Below are 19,322 nucleotides of genomic sequence, written 5' to 3'. Positions count from 1 at the left end.
GGAACCGGCGCACGCAAGAAAATCCGGCTACGAGCCCGGCGCGTACTGCCAGACCACGCCCTGGCTTCCCGACGGGTTGCACCACATCGTCCGCCCGGCCCCGTCGTGGGTGGTGGCGTTGGGCACCGAGCATCGGTGGCCGGCGGCCGGCGCGCTGAGGAAGGCCGCGCCGATGCCCAGCGCGACGAGGACGGCGGTCGCGGACGAGACCATCGCCAGCCTCAGGTAGCCGATCCTGCGGTTTGCCTTCTTCTTCTCCGCTGCAGTGCGCATGACCCGAGCGTCGGCGGGAGGACTTGAGGGATCCTCAAAGGATCCTTGGCGGGATTCTTGGCTAGCCTTACCTGGTGTCCGAGCCCGTCCTCTACAGCGTCGACGCGCGCGTCGCGCTCATCACCGTCAACGACCCCGACCGGCGCAACGCGTTCACCGACGAGATGTCGACGCTGTTGCGCGCCGCCGTGGAGCGCGCCGAGGCCGATCCCGACGTGCACGCCGTCGTGGTCACCGGCGCGGGCAAGGCGTTTTGCGCCGGCGCCGACCTCAGCGCCCTGGGCGCCGCCGGCGGCGGCGAGACCGAGGCGGGGCTGAAGCGGATCTACGACGGCTTCATGGCCGTCGGCAACTGCCGGCTGCCCACGATCGCCGCGGTCAACGGCGCGGCCGTCGGCGCGGGACTGAACCTGGCGCTGGCCGCCGACGTGCGCATCGCCGGGCCCGGGGCGATGTTCGACGCCCGCTTCCAGAAGCTGGGGCTGCATCCGGGCGGCGGTGCGACCTGGATGCTGCAGCGCGCGGTCGGCCCGCAGGTGGCGCGCGCGGCCCTGCTGTTCGGGATGCGCTTCGACGCCGAGGCCGCCGTGCGGCACGGGTTGGCGCTCAGCGTCGCCGACGACCCGGTGACGGCGGCGCTGGAGCTGGCCGCGGGGCCCGCGGCGGCCCCCCGCGAGGTGGTGCTGGCGACCAAGGCGACCATGCGCGCCACGATCGACCCGGGATCGCTGGACACCGAGCAACACGACCTCGCCATGCGCACCGAGCTCGGCCCGCAGGCGACGTCGCTTCAATCGCCGGAGTTCGCAAGCAGATTGGCCGCCGCGCAACGCAAGTAGGTCCCGGCTGCTGTGGCCCGCGGGACGCCGTCTCGCCACATCAGTCACAGCTGTCCCTGCGCGGCTTGGCATAACATCCGCTACAAGTCGCTATCACATGCGACATCGCTTTGGAGAAGGTATTGTGCCGACCCCGCAGGGACACGCGTGACTGATGTGGTTGGTGCGCTTGCTACTACAAATCCAGCAGCGCGGTCTCCGGCGACTCGATCAAATCCCGGAGCTCGCAGACGAATCGCGCCACCTGGGCGCCGTCGGCGACGCGGTGGTCGAACACGCAGGTCAGCGTCATCGTCGAGCGCACGGCGACCCGGTCGCCGACGACCACCGGGCGCGGCCTGATCGCCCCCACGCCCAGAACCGCGGCCTCGGGATGGTTGATCATCGGCACGCCGTCGTCCACACCGAGCGCCCCGAAGTTCGACACGGTGAACGTCGAACCCGTCAGCTCGGCGGGTGTCAGGGTGGCCTCGCGCGCGCCATCGATCAATTCCGCTGCCCGGGCGGCCAACTCGCGGGTGGTCTTGTTCTGGGCGTCGGTGATCACCGGGACCAGCAGCCCGCGCTCGGTGGCCACGCCGAACCCCAGGTGCACGCCGCGACGCAGGTGAAGCTGGGGGCCTTCGGGCGAGTCGACCCAGGTCGAGTTGAGAATCCGGTTGTGGCCCAACGCGATGACGAGCACTCGCAGCGTCAGCACGAACGGGGTGATCGTCCCGGCATGCTCGCTGAGCCGCAGCAGCGCGGTGCAATCGACGTCGACGCTGGCCGCGGCCGCCGGGATCTCCCGGTGCGACCGCGCCATCTTCTCGGCCATCCGGGCCTGCACGCCGCGCACCGGCCGCACGTCGTCTCCGGCGACGTGGGCGGCGGCGAGCACGTCGGCGCGGGTGATCACCTCACCGGCGTTGTGCGGCACCGCAGCGAGGTCGACCGACAGCTCCTTGGCCAGCTTGCGCACCGGCGGGGCCGCCAGCGGCCGGCCGACCCGGCGGCTGGTGTCGATGCCCGCGTCGGCGCCGTAGCCCACCAGCGTCGGAACCGCGGCATCACCCGGCTCGGTGTCGATCCGGACCAGCACGGCCCCGACCTTGAGCACATCGCCTTCGGCGCCGTGGGTTTCGACGATGCGCCCGGCGTAGGGGCTGGGAATTTCCACCTCGGCCTTGGCGGTCTCCACCGAGCACAACACCTGGTTGAGCTCCACATCGTCGCCGGCCCCCACGTACCAGCACGACACCGTCACCTCTTCCAGGCCCTCGCCGAGGTCGGGAACCCGGAACGACCGGAGGTGCTCGTCGGCGCTCACGGCATGCCCAGCGCGCGCTCGACGCAGTCCAGCAGCCGGTCGGGGCCCGGCAACCACAATCTCTCCAACCGGGCCGGGGGGTAGGGGGTGTCAAATCCGCAGGCGCGCAACACCGGTGCCTCCAGCTCGTAGAACATCTCCTCCTGAATCCGCGCGGCCAGCCCGGCCCCGTAGCCCAGGCTGCGCGGCCCCTCGTGCATCACCACACAGCGCCCGGTCCGATGGATCGACGCGGCGATCGTCTCGAAGTCCAGCGGCACCAGCGAGCGCAGGTCGATGACCTCCAGGCTCCAGTCCCGTTGGCGCTGAGCGTCTTCCGCGGTGGCGACGGCGGTGTTGACCAGGTTGCCGTACGTCACGACGGTGACGTCGCGGCCGGGCCGGCGCACCAGGGCCCGCCCGATGGGCGGTTCGGGCCGGCCGGTGTCGACGAGACCGCGGCCCTGGTAGCGGCGCTTGGGTTCGAGGTACATCACCGGATCGGGGCACGCGATGGCGTGGCGCAGCAACCAGTAGGCGTCGGCGGGGTTGGACGGCACCACCACCTTCAGGCCGGCGGTGTGCGCCCAGTAGGACTCGGTGGAGTCCGAATGATGTTCGGCCGCACCGATTCCCCCGAACGACGGGATCCGGACGGTGACCGGCATGTCGATTTCGCCGCGGGTGCGGGTGCGGTACTTCGCCAGGTGGCTGACCACCTGGTCGAAGGCCGGGTAGGAGAACCCGTCGAACTGAATCTCCGGCACCGGCACGAAGCCGCGCAGCGCCAGGCCGATCGCGATGCCGATGATGGCCGACTCCGCGAGCGGCGTGTCGAAACACCGCTCCTCGCCGAACGTTTCGGCCAACCCCTCGGTGACCCGGAACACCCCGCCCTCGACTGACACGTCCTCGCCGAATACCAAAACGCGGTCGTCGGCGGCCATCGCGTCATGCAGCGCGCGGTTGAGCGCCTGCACCATGGTCAGCGATGGCGCTCCAAGCGCGACACCGGCCGGACGATCGGCGAGCTGGGTCATTCCAGCCTCCCCAGTTCGGCGAGCAGCTGTTGGCGCTGCGCCTGCAGCCCGGGCGTGATCTCGGCGTACACCGTGGTGAACACGTCGTCGACGTCGAAGTCGGGCGCGTCGAACACCGCGTCGCGCAGCTCGGTCCGCATGCGCTGGGCCCGCGCCGCCACCCGCTCCTCCAGCCGTTCCGACCACACGCCGCGGCCCCGCAGGTAGGCGCGGTAGCGCGGGATCGGGTCCAGCGCCGCCCAGCGGTCCACCTCGTCCTGCGACCGGTATCGGGTCGGGTCGTCGGCGGTGGTGTGCGGGCCGAGCCGGTAGGTGACCGCTTCGATCAGCGTCGGGCCGCCGCCGGCGCGGGCGCGGGCGGCGGCCTCGGCCATCACCGCGTAGCACGCCAGGACGTCGTTGCCGTCGACCCGGATGCCGGGCATCCCGTAGCCGATCGCCTTGTGCGCGATGGACGGTGCGGCGGTCTGTCTGGATACCGGCACCGAGATCGCCCACTGGTTGTTCTGCACGTAGAACACGCAGGGCGCGGCGAACACCGCCGCGAAGTTCAGGGCCTCGTGCACGTCGCCCTCGCTGGTGGCGCCGTCACCGAGGAAGGCGACGGTCACCGAATCCTCGCCGAGGCGTTGCGCCGCCATCGCCGCGCCGACGGCATGCAGCCCCTGGGTGCCGATCGGGATCGACATTGGGGCGCAGCACTTCTTGGTGAATTCCAGGCCGCCGTGCCACGTCCCCCGCCACACCGCGCCGACGTGCCCGGGCGGGATGCCGCGCACCAGATACGCGCCCAGCTCGCGGTATTGGGGAAACAGCCAGTCGGTCTTGCGAAGGCAGGCGGTGGCGCCGACCTGGGCGGCTTCCTGGCCCCGGCACGACGCGAACAACGCCAGCTGCCCCTGGCGTTTGAGGTTGACAAACTCGGTGTCGAGCTCGCGGGTGAGGACCATCATCTCGTAGAGCCAGCACAGCGTCTCCACGGGAAGCTCACGGCTGTACCGGCATTCGGTCGTCGGCGCGCCGTCGGCGGCGACGAGTTGCACCGGCTCGAGGTCGACGGTCATCGGCGTCCGAGAAACTTCAGCCATACCGCCTCCTCAGCCCCGCTCGTCGCGACACTGGCGCACTTTCCATTATGCGCTCGAACGCGACGACACCGGGTTGATCGCGGCGGGAGCCGACGACGTGTCGTCAGCCGGGCGGCAACTCACCCGCCCGGCGCAGCAACGCCTGGGCGTGCTTGAGCACCGGCGAGTCGACCATCTGCCCTTCGAACGCGAACACGCCGCGTTCGGACCGCGCCGCCGCCAGCACTCGTCGCGCCCAGTCCAGCTTCTCCGCGCCGGGGCGATAGGCCTCGCGCACGACCGCGATCTGGCCGGGGTGGATGCACACGGTCCCGTCGAATCCGACCGCGACGGCGTCGTCAGCCTCGGCCCGCAGGCCCTCGATGTCGTGGATGTCCAGATGCACGGCGTCGAGCGCGACCCTGCCGAACGCCGACGCCGCGAGCAGGGCCGTCGACCGGACGTGGCGGGCGACGTCGCGGTAGCTGCCGTCGGCCCGCCGGCTCGAGCTGCCGCCCAGCGTGGCGACCAGGTCCTCGGCGCCCCACATCAGCGCGACGGTGTTCTCCGCGGCGGCGATCTCGGTCGCGAACACCGCGGCGCGCGGCGTCTCGATCAGCGCGACGACCTGCCGCGGGGCCAGCGCGGTCACCTGCGCGCCCGACTCGGACTTGGACAGCATCACGGTCGTATAGGCGGTCTCGGCCAGGGCCTCCAGGTCGCGGGCGTGCTCGTCGGTGCCCGCCGCGTTGATGCGCACCACGGTGCGCCCGGGGTCCAGCGGGGTCTCCCGCAGCGCCTTGCGGGCGGCCGGCTTGTCGGCCTCGGCGACGCCGTCCTCGAGGTCGAGGATCACCACGTCGGCGGCCGCGGCGGCCTTGGCGAAGCGCTCGGGGCGGTCGGCGGGGCAGAACAGCCACGCGGGACCGGCGTCACGCAGATTCACTGGGCCTCCCCGGGGCGTTTTTGGACCAGCGTGGTCCGCACCGCGCGGGCGACGACGTCTCCGTTTTGGTTGCGGCCGGTGTGTTCCAGGGTGACGATGCCTTCGCCGGGCCGGCTTTTCGACTCACGCTTGCCGGTGCACACCGTCTCGGCGTACAGGGTGTCGCCGTGAAAGACGGGCTTGGGGAACGACACCTCGGAGAAACCGAGGTTGGCGACGATGGTGCCGAGCGTCAGCTGCGCCACCGACAGACCGACGAGCGTGGACAGGGTGAACATCGAGTTCACCAGCCGCTCCCCGCGAAAGCCGGGCTGCTCGGCGGCCCACGCCGCGTCCAGGTGTAGCGACTGGGTGTTCATGGTCAGCGTGGTGAACAAGACGTTGTCGGCTTCGGTGACCGTGCGACCGGGCCGGTGCAGGTAGGTGGTGCCGACCTCGAACTCCTCAAACCACAAGCCCCGCTGGACAACCGATTTACGTTCCGTCATGACAGCCCCAGCGATCGCGCGATGAGCATCAGCTGCACCTCGGTGGTGCCCTCGCCGATCTCGAGGATCTTGCTGTCGCGGTAGTGGCGCGCCACCGGATACTCGTTCATGAAGCCGTAGCCGCCGTGGATTTGGGTGGCGTCGCGGGCGTTGTCCATCGCTGCCTCCGACGCGATCATCTTGGCGATCGCCGCCTCCTTCTTGAAGGGTTTGCCGGCCAACATCTTTGCGGCCGCTTCGTAGTATGCCGTGCGCGCGACATGCGCCCGGGCCTCCATCCGGGCGATCTTGAAGCTGATCGCCTGATACGAGCCGATCGGCTGGCCGAACGACTGACGTTCCTTGGCGTACTTGACGCTTTCGTCGACGCAGCCCTGCGCCGCCCCCGTCGCCAGCGCGGCGATCGCGATGCGGCCCTCGTCGAGGATCGACAGGAAGTTCGCGTAGCCGCTGCCGCGGGGACCCAGCAGGTTGTCCTCGGGGACGCGGGCGTCGGCGAAGGTCAGCGGGTGGGTGTCCGAGGCGTTCCAGCCGACCTTGTTGTAGACCGGTTCGACGGTGAAACCCGGTGTGCCGCTGGGCACGATGATCGCCGAGATCTCCTTCTTGTCCCCCGCGAGGGTGCCCGTCACGGCGGTGACGGTGACCAGTGAGGTGATGTCGGTGCCGGAGTTGGTGATGAACTGCTTGGTGCCGTTGATCACCCACTCACCGCCATCGAGGCGGGCGGTGGTGCGGGTGGCGCCCGCGTCGGAGCCCGCACCCGGCTCGGTGAGGCCGAACCCGGCGAGCGCCCGGCCGGCCGTCAGGTCGGGCAGCCACTTGTGTTTCTGCTCCTCGTTGCCGAATCGGTAGATCGGCATCGCGCCGAGGCTGACGCCGGCCTCCAGCGTGATGGCCACCGACTGGTCGACCTTGCCCAGTTCCTCGAGCGCCAGCGAGAGCGCGAAGTAGTCACCGCCCATGCCGCCGTACTCCTCGGGGAACGGCAGGCCGAACAGGCCCATCTCGGCCATCTTGGCGACGACCTCGTACGGGAAGCTGTGCTCCTCATCGTGTTTGGCCGACACCGGCGCGACGACGGTGCGCGCGAAGTCGGCCACCGTGTCGCGGAGGTCTTCGTATTCCTTGGGCAGCGTCCCCGCCGTGATAGTTGTCATGATTCCTGATCCTTAATCCGCGCCAGCACCTGTTCGACCTTGACCTGGTCGCCGACGGAGACCAGCACCTCCACCCGTCCCGAGGCCGGTGCGGCCAGCGAGTGTTCCATCTTCATCGCCTCGACGATCACGACCACGTCGCCCTCGGCCACCTCGGTGCCCGATTCCGCCTGCACGGCAATGACGTTGCCGGGCATGGGGCTGACGATCTCGGCCTGCCGCGCGCCCGCCGCGCGGTGGATCTTGTGCTCCTCGGCCTCGCGCAGGTGCCATGTTCCGCGTTCGTCGGCGATCCACAGGTGACCGTCGGCCTCGGCCCACCGGTATTCCCGGCGCAGCCCGTCCAGTGTCGCGGTCATCGACGCCCCGTCGACTTGCACGCTGGCGGAGCGGATCTCGCCGTCGCCGACCTGCGCCCGGGCGGCTTCGGGCAGCCCCCACACCGACACGGTCTCGCTGCGCAGCGCGGTGCGCATCTCGGTGCGCACCGGCGCAGCCTCGCCCCCGACGCGCCATCCCGTCGGCGCCGCCCACGGGTCGCCCCCTGCACGGCGCGCCAAAGCCCATTGGCGATACAGGCCGCCGGCGGCCAGCACGTCGTCGGGCGCCGGGGCCGGCGCGAAGTCCGCCAGGCGCTCGTCCAGCAGCGCGGTGTCCAGGTCACCGGCGCGGACCCGCTCGTCGGCCAGCAGGAACCGCAGGAATTCGACGTTGGTCTGCACGCCCAGGACCGCGGTTTGCGCCAGCGCCCCATCGAGTTTCGCGAGCGCCACGTCCCGGTCGTCGCCGTAGGCGATCACCTTGCTCAGCATCGGGTCGTAGTCGCTGCCGACCTGCGTGCCGGGCAACAGCGACGAGTCCACCCGCACCCCGCCGCCGGACGGTTCGAACACGGCCAGCACCCGACCGCCCGTGGGCAGGAACCCGCGGGCCGGGTCCTCCGCGTACACCCGGGCCTCGATCGCGTGCCCACGCAGTTCGACATCGTCCTGGGCGAAGCCCAGCTTTTCGCCGGCCGCCACCCGCAACTGCCATTCCACCAGGTCCAGGCCGGTGATCGCCTCGGTCACCGGGTGCTCGACCTGCAGTCGGGTGTTCATCTCCATGAAGAAGAACTCGTCGGGGCGGTCGGCGGAGACGATGAACTCCACCGTGCCGGCGCCGACGTAGTCGACGCTGCGCGCGGTGTTGCACGCCGCCGCCCCGATCCGCGCCCTCGTCTGGGGGTCGAGCAGCGGTGAGGGCGCCTCCTCGATGACCTTCTGGTGCCGCCGCTGCAGGCTGCACTCGCGTTCGCCCAGGTGGACCACATCACCGTGGGTGTCGGCGAGCACCTGCACCTCGATGTGCCTGGGCCGCAACACGAACCGCTCCAGGAACAGCGTGTCGTCGCCGAATGCGGACGCGGCCTCGCGGCGGGCGCTCACCAGCGCCTCGCGCAGCCGGGCGGGGTCTTCCACCAGCCGCATGCCCTTGCCGCCGCCGCCCGCCGACGGCTTGATCAACACCGGATAGCCGACCTCGTCGGCGGCGGCGACGAGTTCGTCGTCGGTCAACCCGGGTTTGGCCACGCCGGGCACCACCGGGACGTCGAACGCCGCGACGGCGTTCTTGGCGGTGATCTTGTCGCCCATCACCTGGATCGCCCGGGGTGGCGGCCCCAGGAACACCACCCCAGCACGTTCGCACGCGGTGGCGAAATCGGCGTTCTCCGAGAGGAATCCGTAGCCCGGGTGGATGGCCTGGGATCCGGTGCGCGTCGCGGCGTCGACGACGCGGGCGATGTCGAGGTAGCTCTCGCGCGCCGGTGCGGGCCCCAGGCGTACCGCTTCGTCGGCCTCGAGCACGTGCCGCGCGGCGGCGTCGGGGTCGCTGTAGACGGCGACCGATCTGATGCCCAGGCGGCGCAGGGTGCGGATCACCCGGACCGCGATCTCGCCGCGGTTGGCCACAAGTACGGTTTCGAACACTGCACTCACATCCGGAATACGCCGTAGGAGACCGGTTCCAGCGGCGCGTGGGCACACGCCGAAAGCGCAAGCCCGACAACCGTTCTGGTATCGGCCGGGTCGATGATGCCGTCGTCCCACAGCCGCGCCGTGGAGTAGTACGGGTTGCCCTGGTCCTCGTACTGCTGGCGGATGGGCGCCTTGAACTCCTCCTCGTCGTCGGCCGACCAGGGTTTGCCGGCCCCGGAGAGCTGCTCGCCGCGCACCGTCGCCAGCACCGACGCGGCCTGCTCGCCGCCCATCACCGAGATGCGCGCGTTGGGCCACATCCATAGAAAGCGCGGCGAATAGGCCCGCCCGCACATCGAATAGTTGCCCGCGCCATAGGATCCGCCGATCACGACGGTCAGCTTGGGCACCCGGGCGCAGGCCACGGCGGTGACCATCTTGGCGCCGTGCTTGGCGATGCCGCCGGCCTCGTAGTCGCGGCCGACCATGAACCCGGCGATGTTCTGCAGGAACAGCAGCGGGATCCGGCGCTTGTCGCACAGCTCGATGAAATGCGCGCCCTTCACGGCGGATTCGCTGAACAGCACCCCGTTGTTGGCGATGATGCCGACGGGGTGGCCGTGGATGCGGGCGAAGGCGGTCACCAGCGTCTTGCCGTAATTGGCCTTGAATTCGCTGAATTCGCTGCCGTCGGCCAGCCGCACGATCACCTCGTGCACGTCGTAGGGCACCCGCGGGTCCGGCGGCACCACCTCGTAGAGCGCGGCCGCCGCGTGTTTGGGCTCGACGGCGGGCCACACCTCCCACTGGCCGGGCTCGCGCGGGCCGAACGTGGCCGCGATCGAGCGGACGATGCGCAGCGCGTGCTCGTCGTCGTCGGCGAGGTGGTCGGTGACCCCCGAGACCCGCGAGTGCAGGTCGCCGCCGCCCAGCTCCTCGGCCGAGACGATCTCGCCGGTGGCGGCCTTGACCAGCGGCGGGCCGCCGAGAAAGATCGTGCCCTGCTCACGGACGATGACGGCCTCATCGCTCATCGCCGGCACATACGCGCCGCCCGCCGTGCACGATCCCAGCACCGCGGCCACCTGCGGAATCCCCTTGGCGCTCATGGTCGCCTGGTTGTAAAAGATCCGCCCGAAATGCTCGCGGTCGGGGAAGACCTCGTCCTGGCGCGGCAGGAACGCGCCGCCGGAGTCGACCAGGTAGATGCACGGCAACCGGTTCTGCAACGCGACTTCCTGCGCGCGCAGGTGCTTTTTGACCGTCATCGGGTAGTAGGTGCCACCCTTGACGGTCGCGTCGTTGGCGACGATCACGCACTCGCGCCCCGACACCCGCCCGATCCCGGTGATGATCCCCGCTCCGGGGGATTCGTCGTCGTACATGCCGTTGGCCGCCAGCGGGGCCAGCTCCAGAAACGGGCTGCCCGGATCCAGCAGTCGGTCCACCCGCTCGCGGGGCAGCAGCTTGCCGCGGCTGACGTGGCGTTCCCGCGCGCGTTCGTTGCCCCCCAACGCCGCGGCGGCAAGCTTGGCGTTCAACTCGCCGACCAGCCGGCGGTGCTCGTCGGCGAAGGACGGCGCGGTCACTGCGGTCATGGGCACTTCCCGTTAGTGACGAGGGGCGGTTCGGTTTTGGTGACCACCTCGTCGACCGAGACGTCGGGGGCGGTCTCGACGAGGTGCAGGCCGTCGTCGCGGACGTCGATGACGGCCAGGTCGGTGATGATGCGGTCGACACAGCCCACACCCGTCAGCGGAAGGGTGCAGCGCTCAACGACTTTCGGGCTGCCGTCCTTCGCGATGTGCTCCATCATCACGATCAACCTGCCGGCGCCATGCACGAGGTCCATCGCGCCGCCCATGCCCTTGACCATCTTGCCGGGGATCATCCAGTTGGCCAGGTCGCCGGTCGCCGAGACCTGCATGGCCCCCAGCACCGCGACGTCGAGGTGTCCGCCGCGGATGATCCCGAACGAGGCCGAGGAACCGAAGAACGCCGCGCCCGGCATCGTGGTGACCGTCTCCTTGCCCGCGTTGATCAGATCCGCGTCGACGTCGTCGGGCCGCGGGTACGGCCCGACACCGAGTATCCCGTTCTCCGAATGCACGACGACGGTGACGCCGTCGGGAATGTGGTTGGGCACCAGCGTGGGCATCCCGATACCCAGGTTGACGTACTGCCCGTCGGAGAATTCGGCCGCCACCCGCGCCGCCATACCGTCTCTACTCCAGCTCACCGCACCGTCACCTTCTCGATCGGTTTGGCCGCGTCGGGCACGTGCACGATCCGCTGCACGTGGACGCCCGGGGTGTGCACCGTGGCGGGGTCAATCTCGCCGGGCGCGACGAGGTGTTCGACCTCGGCGATGGTGATCGCGCCGGCCATGGCGCAGTCCGGGTTGAAGTTGGCGGCGGCCTCGCGGTAGACGAGGTTGCCGTGCCGGTCACCTTTCCAGGCGTGCACCAGCGCGAAGTCGGTGCGGATCGCCCGCTCGAGAACGTAGGTGAGGCCGTCGAACTCGCGGGTCTCCTTGGGCGGCGAGGTCACCGCCACCCCTCCGGACGCGTCGTAGCGCCACGGCAACCCGCCGTCGGCGACGGGCGTGCCGACTCCGGCGGGGGTGTAGAACGCCGGGATCCCCATCCCGCCGGCGCGCAGGCGCTCGGCCAACGTGCCCTGCGGGGTGAGCTCGACCTCGAGTTCGCCGGCGAGGAACTGGCGGGCGAATTCCCGGTTGTCGCCGACGTAGGAGGCGATGACGCGGCGAATCCTCTTGTGCGGCAATAGTGTGCCGAGACCAATGCCGTCGCCGCCGCAGTTGTTCGACACGATTTCCAGGTCGCCGGCCCCGCTGTCGAGCAGCGCCGCGATGAGCGCCTCGGGGACGCCGCAGAATCCGAATCCCCCGACCGCCAGGGACGACCCGTCGGCTATGTCGGCGACCGCCTCAGCGGCCGTTCCGACCACCTTGTCCATCGCCGCAGCAGCCTCCGATTCAGTTAATGCTGATTAACTGGACACGAGAATACCATTACCTCAACCGTCGCGTCCAGGGCGGGGAATGCGCGCTCAGTCCTGGTCACGGAGGTACTCAATCGCCCGCTCGCGCATCTCGGCTTTGCGGACCTTGCCGGTGACCGTCATCGGGAAGTCGTCGACGATCCACAGGTAGCGCGGGATCTTGAACCGGGCGATCCGCGGGGCGCAGAACTCCCGCAGCCCCTCGATGGTCAGCGTCGGCGCTCCCTCGCGCAGCATGACCACCGCCATGACCTCCTCGCCGTAGCGCGCGTCGGGCACCCCGATCACCTGGCCGTCGACGATGTCCGGGTGGGTGTGCAGAAGCTCCTCGATCTCGCGCGGCGAGATGTTCTCGCCGCCGCGCACGATGAGGTCCTTGATCCTGCCGGTGATCCGGACGTATCCGTCCTCGTCCATGACGGCCAGGTCCCCGGTGTGCATCCACCCGTCGGCGTCGACGACCTCCGCGGTGCGCTCCGGCTCGTTCCAGTAGCCGGCCATCACCGAATAGCCCCGCGTGCAGAACTCGCCGGCCACCCCGCGCGGCACGGTCTGCCCGGTGGACGGGTCGATCACCTTGATCTCCAGGTGCGGGCCCACCCGGCCGACGGTGGCGACGCGCCGTTCCACCGGGTCGTCGCTGCGCGTCTGCGTGGAAACCGGCGACGTTTCGGTCATGCCGTAGCAGATCGCGACGCCCGGCATGTGCATGCGCTCGATCACCCTGCGCATCACCTCGACCGGGCACGGCGAACCCGCCATCACCCCGGTGCGCAGGCTGTCGAGGACGTAGTCGTCGAACCCGGGCAGGCCGAGCTCGGCGATGAACATCGTCGGGACGCCATACAGGCTGGTGCACCGTTCGGCCTGGACTGCGTGCAGGGTGGCGGCGGGGTCGAAGCCGGGCGACGGGATCACCATGCACGCGCCGTGGCTGGTGGCCGCCAGGTTGCCCATCACCATCCCGAAACAGTGATACAGGGGCACGGGAATGCAGATCCGGTCGTGCGCGGTGTACTCGAGTAGCTCGCCAACCAGGTAGCCGTTGTTGAGGATGTTGCGGTGGCTCAGCGTGGCCGCCTTCGGGTATCCCGTTGTGCCCGAGGTGTATTGGATGTTGATCGGGTCGCGGCAGTCCAGCGCTGCGCCGATCTGTTCCAGCGCGGCCGGATCGGACTGTGCGCCGGCCAGCTCCTCCCAGCGAGCGCCGTCCAGCAGCACCACCTCGCGAAGGTCCGGGCAACCCGGCGCCACCTCGTCCAGCAGGGCGGCGTAGTCCGTGTCCTTGTGATCCCGGGCGGCGATCACCATGGCGACCCCGGATTGCGTTAGCGCATATGCCAATTCGCGCGCGCGGTAGGCGGGGTTGATCGTCACCAGGATCGCGCCGATCTCCGCGGTCGCATACTGCACCAGCACCCACTCCCACCGGTTGGGCGCCCAGATGCCGACGCGGTCGCCGACGCCGATGCCGGCCCGCAGCAGCCCGGTGGCCAGGCGGCGCACGGCGGCCAGCAATTCGGCGTAGCTAAAGCGTCGTCCCGCCGCGACGTCGACGAGCGCGTCGCGTCGCGCGTGCGTCGCGGCAGTGGCCGCGAGGCTGGCGCCGATCGTCGACTCGAGCAGTCGCGGGTTGTCCGGGCCCCGGTCATAGGAAAGGTTCGCCACGGCTCCTCCGGCTGGTTCGGCTATCAACTTAATCCCGGGGCAAAAAAGCGAGCTCTACCGTGTGGCATCGGTACGCTCAGGCGGTGCCGGAAACTTCGTACGCGCCCTGCGGCGATCTCAGCCTGGCGTACCAGGTGTTCGGCGAGGCACCTGTAGAGCTCGTCGTCGCGGGCTCGTTCGTGAGCCACGTCGAACTGTTCTGGACCGTGCCCGAGTTCGAGGCCTTCATGGACCGGCTCGCCACGTTCTGCCGTGTCGTGATATTCGACAAGGCCGGGGTCGGGCTGTCGGACCCGGTCCCGAAGGTCCGCACGCTTGATGATCGAGCCGCCGAGATCGAGGCCGTGATGGACGCGGTCGGTTTCGAAAAGGCCGTCCTTTTCGGCGTGAGCGAGGGCGGCCCGGCCGCCATGGTCTTCGCGGCAACACGACCGGAGCGAACGCGGGCGTTGGTCCTCACCGGCACCGTCGCGCATTGGGGTTTCGCCGGGTGGGAGGACATCGAGCGTGACCCGGCCGAGATGCGGGCGCGCCTCTTACCCGAGTTGGGCGAGGACTACACCCCGTCGACGCGTCAGCTTGCCCGCTGGCAGGAATTCGGCCGCGCGACCCGCTCGGCCTGGGGCAGCGGTGCCGCGTTGAAGCATTTGCTGCCGTCGATCCGGTCGCTGCGCCAGCTCGGAATGTTGGAGCGCATGAGCGCCAGCCCGGCGATGGCGCGGGCGACACTCGAATCGGTGTTCCGGATGGACGTCCGACCGATACTGCCAACGATCACCGCGCCGACCCTCGTCATCCATGCCCGCGACGACCTCGTCCCGGTGCAGGGTGGCCGGTACATCGCCGTCCACATTCCCGGCGCGCGGTTGTTCGAGATCGACGGCACAGACCACGCGCCCTGGCTTTCCGATCCCGGCCGGCTCAGCACCGAGATCGAGGAATTCCTGACCGGCAGCCATGCGGCACCGTCGCAGTCGCACCGCGCCTTACGCACGGTGTTGTTCACCGACATGGTCGCATCGACACAACATGCGGCCGAGGCGGGCGACGAGCGGTGGCGGGCGGTGCTGCACCGTTTTGGCGGGATCACCACCGAACTCGCGGAACGTTTCGGCGGCACGGTGACGAAGAGCACCGGCGACGGCCACCTCATCACCTTCGGCGGTCCCACCCAGGCCATCCGCTGCGCCGAGGCGTTGCGCACCGAGGCCGAAAAAATGGGCCTCGAAATTCGCGCCGGCATCCACACGGGCGAGTGCGAACTGCTGGACGGCGACATCGGAGGAATCGCCGTACACATCGCGGCGCGGATCCTCGGCCAGGCCGGCGCCGGCGAAATCCTTGTCTCGCGCACCGTGCGCGACCTGGTAGTGGGTTCTGGCACCGGGTTCGAGGACCGCGGCAGCGTCGAGTTGCGTGGCGTGCCCGGCACGTGGCAACTGCTGGCGGTCGACCGCGCGGGCGCACGGACGGGATCGGTCGAGGCGGAACTGGCGTCAACTCCCACCCCCGGGCCCCGGGACGCGATGCGCCGGTCCGACCGCGCGGTGGCGGTGATGGCCCGGCGTACGCCGTGGATCCTCCGGGGGGTGGCCCGGCTCGCCCCGGCCACGGGCCGCGACTAGCGGCGCGCCTGCGCTGCCCTCACATGCTAAGTTAGTCACGATTAACCGAGTGGCTGACGGACGGAGGCCGAACATGGGCGCCTCCCTCCCCGATGCCCCAAATCGCCGCAGCCAGTTGAAGTCCGACCGGCGTCTGCAACTTTTGGCCGCCGCCGAACGCCTCTTCGCCGAGCGGGGGTTCCTCGCGGTGCGCCTGGAAGACATCGGCGCCGCCGCGGGCGTGAGCGGGCCGGCGATCTACCGCCACTTCCCCAACAAGGAATCGCTGCTGGTCGAATTGCTCGTGGGGATCAGCACCCGACTGCTCGCCGGGGCGAGGGACGCGCGCGCCCGCAGCGCCGACGCCACCGTCGCGCTCGACGACCTCATCGACTTTCACCTCGACTTCGCCTTGGGCGAGCCCGACCTGATCCGCATCCAGGACCGCGACCTCGCCCACCTCCCGGAAGCGGCCGAAAAACAGGTGCGCAAGGCGCAGCGCCAGTATGTAGAGGTCTGGGTCGGGGTGCTGCGCGAACTCAACCCGGGGCTGGCCGAGGCCGATGCCCGGCTCGCCGCGCACGCGATATTCGGCCTGCTGAACTCGACACCGCACAGCATGAAGTCGCCGGACGATCCGCGCGCCACGCCGGCCCGGGTCGCGCGGTCGCGTGCGGTCATGCGGTCGATGACCGTCGCCGCACTACGCGCCGGAAACCAGTCCCCCTCGAGTTGAGCCTTCTGAGCCGGCCCGCCGAGGCGGCCTGCTTAGGTACCCTGCAACCCATGAGGTGGACATGAACGATCCACGTCGACCCGGGCGATTCGGTCCCCCTCTACCGGGATCGGGGCCGACCGGGCGGCAGGGTTTTCCGTATCCGCCGCCCGCCGACCCGGCCTACGCCGAGCAGACGGCACCGTACGCGCCGGCCTACGGCGGCCAGTTCTCCCCGTGGACGCCGGGCCTGAACGACACCCAGGAGCTTCCGGCCTACTGGCGCCAGGAGCTGCCACCGCCGGGTGAGGTGCCGCCCGGCGGGACGGCTCCCCCGCCTCCCGGCGGTCCCAAGTCGCGGCGCTGGCTGTGGTTCGCCGCCGGGGCGGCGGTGTTGCTGGCCGTCGCCCTGGTGGCCGCGCTGGTGCTGGCCAACGACGCGATCAAGACCCAGACGGCGGTCCCGCCGCTGCCGGCGATGCCCGGGTCGAGCGAGGAGACCCCGACGCCGGCCCCGACGACCCGACGGTCGCCGCCGTCGCGCACATTGCGTCCGGCGCCGCCGCCGAGCGCGTCCACGACGCCCTCCGAAACGACCGTCCCCGGCGCCATGCAGGACGTGGTCTACAGCGTCACCGGCGATGGCCGCGCCATCAGCATCGTCTACATCGGCACCGGCGACGTCGTGCAGACCGAGTTCAATGTGGCACTGCCCTGGAGTAAGCAGGTCAGCCTGTCCAAGTCGGCCGCCCATCCGGCCAATGTCACCGTCGTCAACTTCGGCCACGACGTCACCTGCTCGGTCACCGTGGCGGGGGTTCTGGTGACCCAGCGGGTCGGGGTGGGCCTGACGGTGTGCGACTCGCGGGGGTAGCGCCTCGCCGAGCGTGCAACCATGGCGACAAAACCTTGATTCTGCCGCAAGAATTTCGCCCTGATTTCACGCTCGGCGACGCGCGGTTATGCGCGCGCCGGGACGCGGACCACCAGCATCGCCAGCAGGCCGGCGGTCAGCACCAGGCAGATCCCGGCGAGGCCGGCGCGGACGGCGCCGAACCCGTCGACGAACACGGAGAACAGCCAGGGCGCCAGGAACGACACGGCCCGACCCGTCATCGTGTACAGCCCGAAGGCGACCCCTTCGCCGCCGTCTTTGGTCAACTGCAGCAGCAGGGCCCGCGACGACGACAGCGACGGGCCGACGAACAGGGCCAACAGCAGCCCGCACAGCCAGAAGGCGTGCACCCCGGACAGCGTCATCAAGGTGACCCCCACGACGATGATGGCCGTCAGTGACCCGACGATGACCGGTTTCGACCCGATCCGGTGGTCGACGAACCCGCCGATCGCCGCGCCTACCGCGGCCACCACGCTGGCCGCCACGCCAAACACCACGACGTCGCCCTGGGAGAGCTCGTAGACGTTGACGCCGAGCACGGCGCCGAAACCGAAAATCGCCGCCAGGCCGTCGCGGAACAGCGCGCTAGCCCCCAGGAAATAAACCAGGTTGCGGTCGCGGCGCCATTCCGCGCTCACCTCGGCCCACAGCTTGCGATAGCCGCCCAGCATGCTCGTCGGCGGCGACGTCTCGCCGGTGTCCGGCAGACGGTGGGCGACGAACAGCAGCGGCAGCGCCAGCAGCGCAAACCACGCCGCGGTCAGCAGCATGGCGGTCCGGACGTAGAGGCCGTCGTGGACGGGCACGTGCAGCAGCCCGCGCACCGGGCCGGTGCCGGAGATGAAGCCCACATAGACCAGCAGCAGCAGGATCACGCTGCCGGTGAACCCCGAGGCCGCCCCGAGGCCGGAGATGCGCCCCAGCGTCTGCGGGGTCGAGACCTGACGCAGCATGGCGTTGTAGGGAACACCGGCCAGGTCACCGCACGCGGCCGTGAGCGACAGCAACACCAGGCCCGCCCACAGATAGCTGGGTTCGTCGCGGATCAGGAACATCGAGCTGGTCGACGCGACCGCGAGAGCGCTCAACACCGTCAGCGTCACCCGGCGGCGATGGGGGGCTTCCACCCACACCCCGATGAGCGGGGCCAACACCGCGATGGTCAACCCCGAGACGGCGAGCGCGCGACCCAGCCAACTCGCCGGCGATGTGCCGCCCGGCAGGCCCGCGCCCACACTGCTGGTCAGGTAGACCGAGAAGACGAACGTCGCCACGATCGCGTTCATGCCGAGGGAGCCGCAGTCCCACAGCGCCCACGCCACCACCCGAGACGCCACGGGAGTGGCGGTGCGCTGACTCATGCCCCCGACTGTATTGGCATGCTGGCTGTCTACGATGGGCCGCATGCCGGTCCCAGCTCCCAGCCCCGACGCACGCGCCGTGGTCACCGGGGCATCGCAAAACATCGGCGAGGCGTTGGCCACCGAACTTGCCGCGCGCGGGCACAACCTGATCGTCACCGCGCGACGCGAGGATCTGCTCAGCGAGCTGGCCGCCCGGCTGGCCGACCGTTACCGCGTCACGGTCGACGTGCGCCCCGCCGACCTGGCCGACCCGGCGGAGCGGGCGAAGCTGTGTGACGAACTGGCCGCCCGCCCGATCTCGATCCTGTGCGCCAACGCGGGCACGGCGACGTTCGGTCCGGTGGCGGGACTCGACCCGGCGGGGGAAAAGGCGCAGGTGCAGCTGAATGCCATTGCCGTGCATGACCTTACGTTGGCGGTGCTGCCCGGTATGGTCGAGCGCAAGGCCGGCGGCATCCTGATTTCCGGTTCGGCGGCGGGCAATTCGCCGATCCCCTACAACGCCACCTATGCGGCCAGCAAGGCGTTCGTGAACACGTTCAGCGAGTCGTTGCGGGGTGAGCTGCGCGGCTCGGGCGTGCACGTCACGCTGCTGGCGCCCGGCCCGGTGCGCACCGACCTGCCCGACGACGCCGAACGGTCGCTGGTTGAGCGGCTGGTGCCGGACTTCCTGTGGATCTCGACCGAGCACACCGCCCGCGTGTCGCTGGATGCGTTGGAGCGCAACAAGATGCGTGTCGTTCCGGGGCTGACGTCGAAGGCCATGTCGGTGGCCAGCGGGTACGCGCCCCGCGCGATCGTCGCGCCTATCGTGGGGAGTTTTTACAAGAAGCTCGGCGGCGGGTAGGGACGTCGTCACACTGGCCACTTACGTACCCACAACGGGCGGCATGATGCGCGCCGAAATGCGATATCGCAGGTGATATCGACTCCGAGAAGATGTTGTGCCAACCCGCGCAGGTACACGTGTGGCGTATGTGACGAGGGCGC

18 protein-coding genes are annotated in these 19,322 nt (G+C 69.9%); 5 read left to right on the top strand and 13 right to left on the bottom strand.

Going from position 1 to position 19,322, the window contains the following annotated elements; genetic code table 11:
* Positions 1-27 precede the first annotated feature (27 nt).
* Positions 28-273, bottom strand: coding sequence for a hypothetical protein (locus tag AC5Y4Z_RS05685; RefSeq protein WP_499961339.1), 246 nt, complete (start codon positions 271-273; stop codon positions 28-30).
* A 74-nt stretch (positions 274-347) separates the two neighbouring features.
* Between AC5Y4Z_RS05685 and AC5Y4Z_RS05680 the strand changes: the two genes are divergently transcribed.
* Entirely contained in the window at positions 348-1,112 is a 765-nt protein-coding gene (locus tag AC5Y4Z_RS05680) for an enoyl-CoA hydratase (protein ID WP_499961338.1), read from the top strand.
* A 175-nt stretch (positions 1,113-1,287) separates the two neighbouring features.
* Here the strand turns inward: AC5Y4Z_RS05680 and AC5Y4Z_RS05675 are convergent, their stop codons facing one another.
* The 11 genes from AC5Y4Z_RS05675 to AC5Y4Z_RS05625 all read right to left on the bottom strand — a co-directional run bounded on the left by AC5Y4Z_RS05675 (position 1,288) and on the right by AC5Y4Z_RS05625 (position 13,751).
* Complete coding sequence (locus AC5Y4Z_RS05675; RefSeq protein ID WP_499961337.1) at positions 1,288-2,421, bottom strand: dihydrolipoamide acetyltransferase family protein; 1,134 nt, start codon at positions 2,419-2,421, stop codon at positions 1,288-1,290.
* Positions 2,418-3,440, bottom strand: a complete 1,023-nt coding sequence (bkdB, locus tag AC5Y4Z_RS05670; protein WP_499961336.1) for a 3-methyl-2-oxobutanoate dehydrogenase subunit beta — start codon at positions 3,438-3,440, stop codon at positions 2,418-2,420. The genes AC5Y4Z_RS05675 and bkdB overlap by 4 nt, the downstream gene beginning before the upstream one ends.
* A complete protein-coding gene (gene pdhA, locus AC5Y4Z_RS05665) occupies positions 3,437-4,528 on the bottom strand; it encodes a pyruvate dehydrogenase (acetyl-transferring) E1 component subunit alpha (protein ID WP_499961335.1) in 1,092 nt (363 codons plus the stop codon). The genes bkdB and pdhA overlap by 4 nt, the downstream gene beginning before the upstream one ends.
* Before the next feature lie 103 nt (positions 4,529-4,631).
* Complete coding sequence (locus AC5Y4Z_RS05660; protein ID WP_499961334.1) at positions 4,632-5,453, bottom strand: HpcH/HpaI aldolase/citrate lyase family protein; 822 nt, start codon at positions 5,451-5,453, stop codon at positions 4,632-4,634.
* Positions 5,450-5,941: a MaoC family dehydratase gene (locus AC5Y4Z_RS05655; protein ID WP_499961333.1), complete on the bottom strand. Its 492-nt coding sequence runs from the start codon at positions 5,939-5,941 to the stop codon at positions 5,450-5,452. The genes AC5Y4Z_RS05660 and AC5Y4Z_RS05655 overlap by 4 nt, the downstream gene beginning before the upstream one ends.
* Complete coding sequence (locus tag AC5Y4Z_RS05650; RefSeq protein WP_499961332.1) at positions 5,938-7,101, bottom strand: acyl-CoA dehydrogenase family protein; 1,164 nt, start codon at positions 7,099-7,101, stop codon at positions 5,938-5,940. The genes AC5Y4Z_RS05655 and AC5Y4Z_RS05650 overlap by 4 nt, the downstream gene beginning before the upstream one ends.
* The gene (locus AC5Y4Z_RS05645; RefSeq protein WP_499961331.1) at positions 7,098-9,071 is read right to left on the bottom strand and encodes an acetyl/propionyl/methylcrotonyl-CoA carboxylase subunit alpha; all 1,974 of its coding nucleotides are present in this window, start codon (positions 9,069-9,071) and stop codon (positions 7,098-7,100) included. Before AC5Y4Z_RS05645 ends, AC5Y4Z_RS05650 begins: the two co-directional genes overlap by 4 nt.
* A 5-nt stretch (positions 9,072-9,076) precedes the next feature.
* Positions 9,077-10,657 carry a carboxyl transferase domain-containing protein gene (locus AC5Y4Z_RS05640; protein ID WP_499961330.1) on the bottom strand — a complete coding sequence of 527 codons (1,581 nt, stop codon included), beginning with the start codon at positions 10,655-10,657 and terminating at the stop codon, positions 9,077-9,079.
* The gene (locus tag AC5Y4Z_RS05635; RefSeq protein ID WP_499961329.1) at positions 10,654-11,298 is read right to left on the bottom strand and encodes a CoA transferase subunit B; all 645 of its coding nucleotides are present in this window, start codon (positions 11,296-11,298) and stop codon (positions 10,654-10,656) included. The genes AC5Y4Z_RS05640 and AC5Y4Z_RS05635 overlap by 4 nt, the downstream gene beginning before the upstream one ends.
* A complete protein-coding gene (locus tag AC5Y4Z_RS05630; protein WP_499961328.1) occupies positions 11,295-12,038 on the bottom strand; it encodes a CoA transferase subunit A in 744 nt (247 codons plus the stop codon). The genes AC5Y4Z_RS05635 and AC5Y4Z_RS05630 overlap by 4 nt, the downstream gene beginning before the upstream one ends.
* Before the next feature lie 93 nt (positions 12,039-12,131).
* A complete protein-coding gene (locus AC5Y4Z_RS05625) occupies positions 12,132-13,751 on the bottom strand; it encodes an AMP-binding protein (protein ID WP_499961327.1) in 1,620 nt (539 codons plus the stop codon).
* Positions 13,752-13,834: 83 nt separating this feature from the next.
* Here AC5Y4Z_RS05625 and AC5Y4Z_RS05620 point away from each other — a divergent pair, with 83 nt between their 5' ends.
* The 3 genes from AC5Y4Z_RS05620 to AC5Y4Z_RS05610 all read left to right on the top strand — a co-directional run bounded on the left by AC5Y4Z_RS05620 (position 13,835) and on the right by AC5Y4Z_RS05610 (position 16,944).
* Positions 13,835-15,376, top strand: coding sequence for an adenylate/guanylate cyclase domain-containing protein (locus AC5Y4Z_RS05620; protein WP_499961326.1), 1,542 nt, complete (start codon positions 13,835-13,837; stop codon positions 15,374-15,376).
* Positions 15,377-15,449: 73 nt separating this feature from the next.
* Complete coding sequence (locus AC5Y4Z_RS05615; RefSeq protein WP_499961325.1) at positions 15,450-16,091, top strand: SACE_7040 family transcriptional regulator; 642 nt, start codon at positions 15,450-15,452, stop codon at positions 16,089-16,091.
* Positions 16,092-16,152: 61 nt separating this feature from the next.
* Complete coding sequence (locus AC5Y4Z_RS05610; protein WP_499961324.1) at positions 16,153-16,944, top strand: MmpS family transport accessory protein; 792 nt, start codon at positions 16,153-16,155, stop codon at positions 16,942-16,944.
* 86 nt (positions 16,945-17,030) lie between these two features.
* Here AC5Y4Z_RS05610 and AC5Y4Z_RS05605 read toward each other — a convergent pair whose 3' ends face one another.
* A complete protein-coding gene (locus tag AC5Y4Z_RS05605) occupies positions 17,031-18,329 on the bottom strand; it encodes an MFS transporter (RefSeq protein WP_499961323.1) in 1,299 nt (432 codons plus the stop codon).
* Between the two features lie 43 nt (positions 18,330-18,372).
* Between AC5Y4Z_RS05605 and cmrA the strand changes: the two genes are divergently transcribed.
* Complete coding sequence (cmrA, locus tag AC5Y4Z_RS05600) at positions 18,373-19,179, top strand: mycolate reductase (protein WP_499961322.1); 807 nt, start codon at positions 18,373-18,375, stop codon at positions 19,177-19,179.
* Positions 19,180-19,322 lie beyond the last annotated feature (143 nt).

The organism is Mycobacterium sp. NGS63, assembly GCF_059812295.1.
Note: the sequence above shows the minus strand (reverse complement) of the source record. Positions and strands in the feature narration are given on the sequence as shown.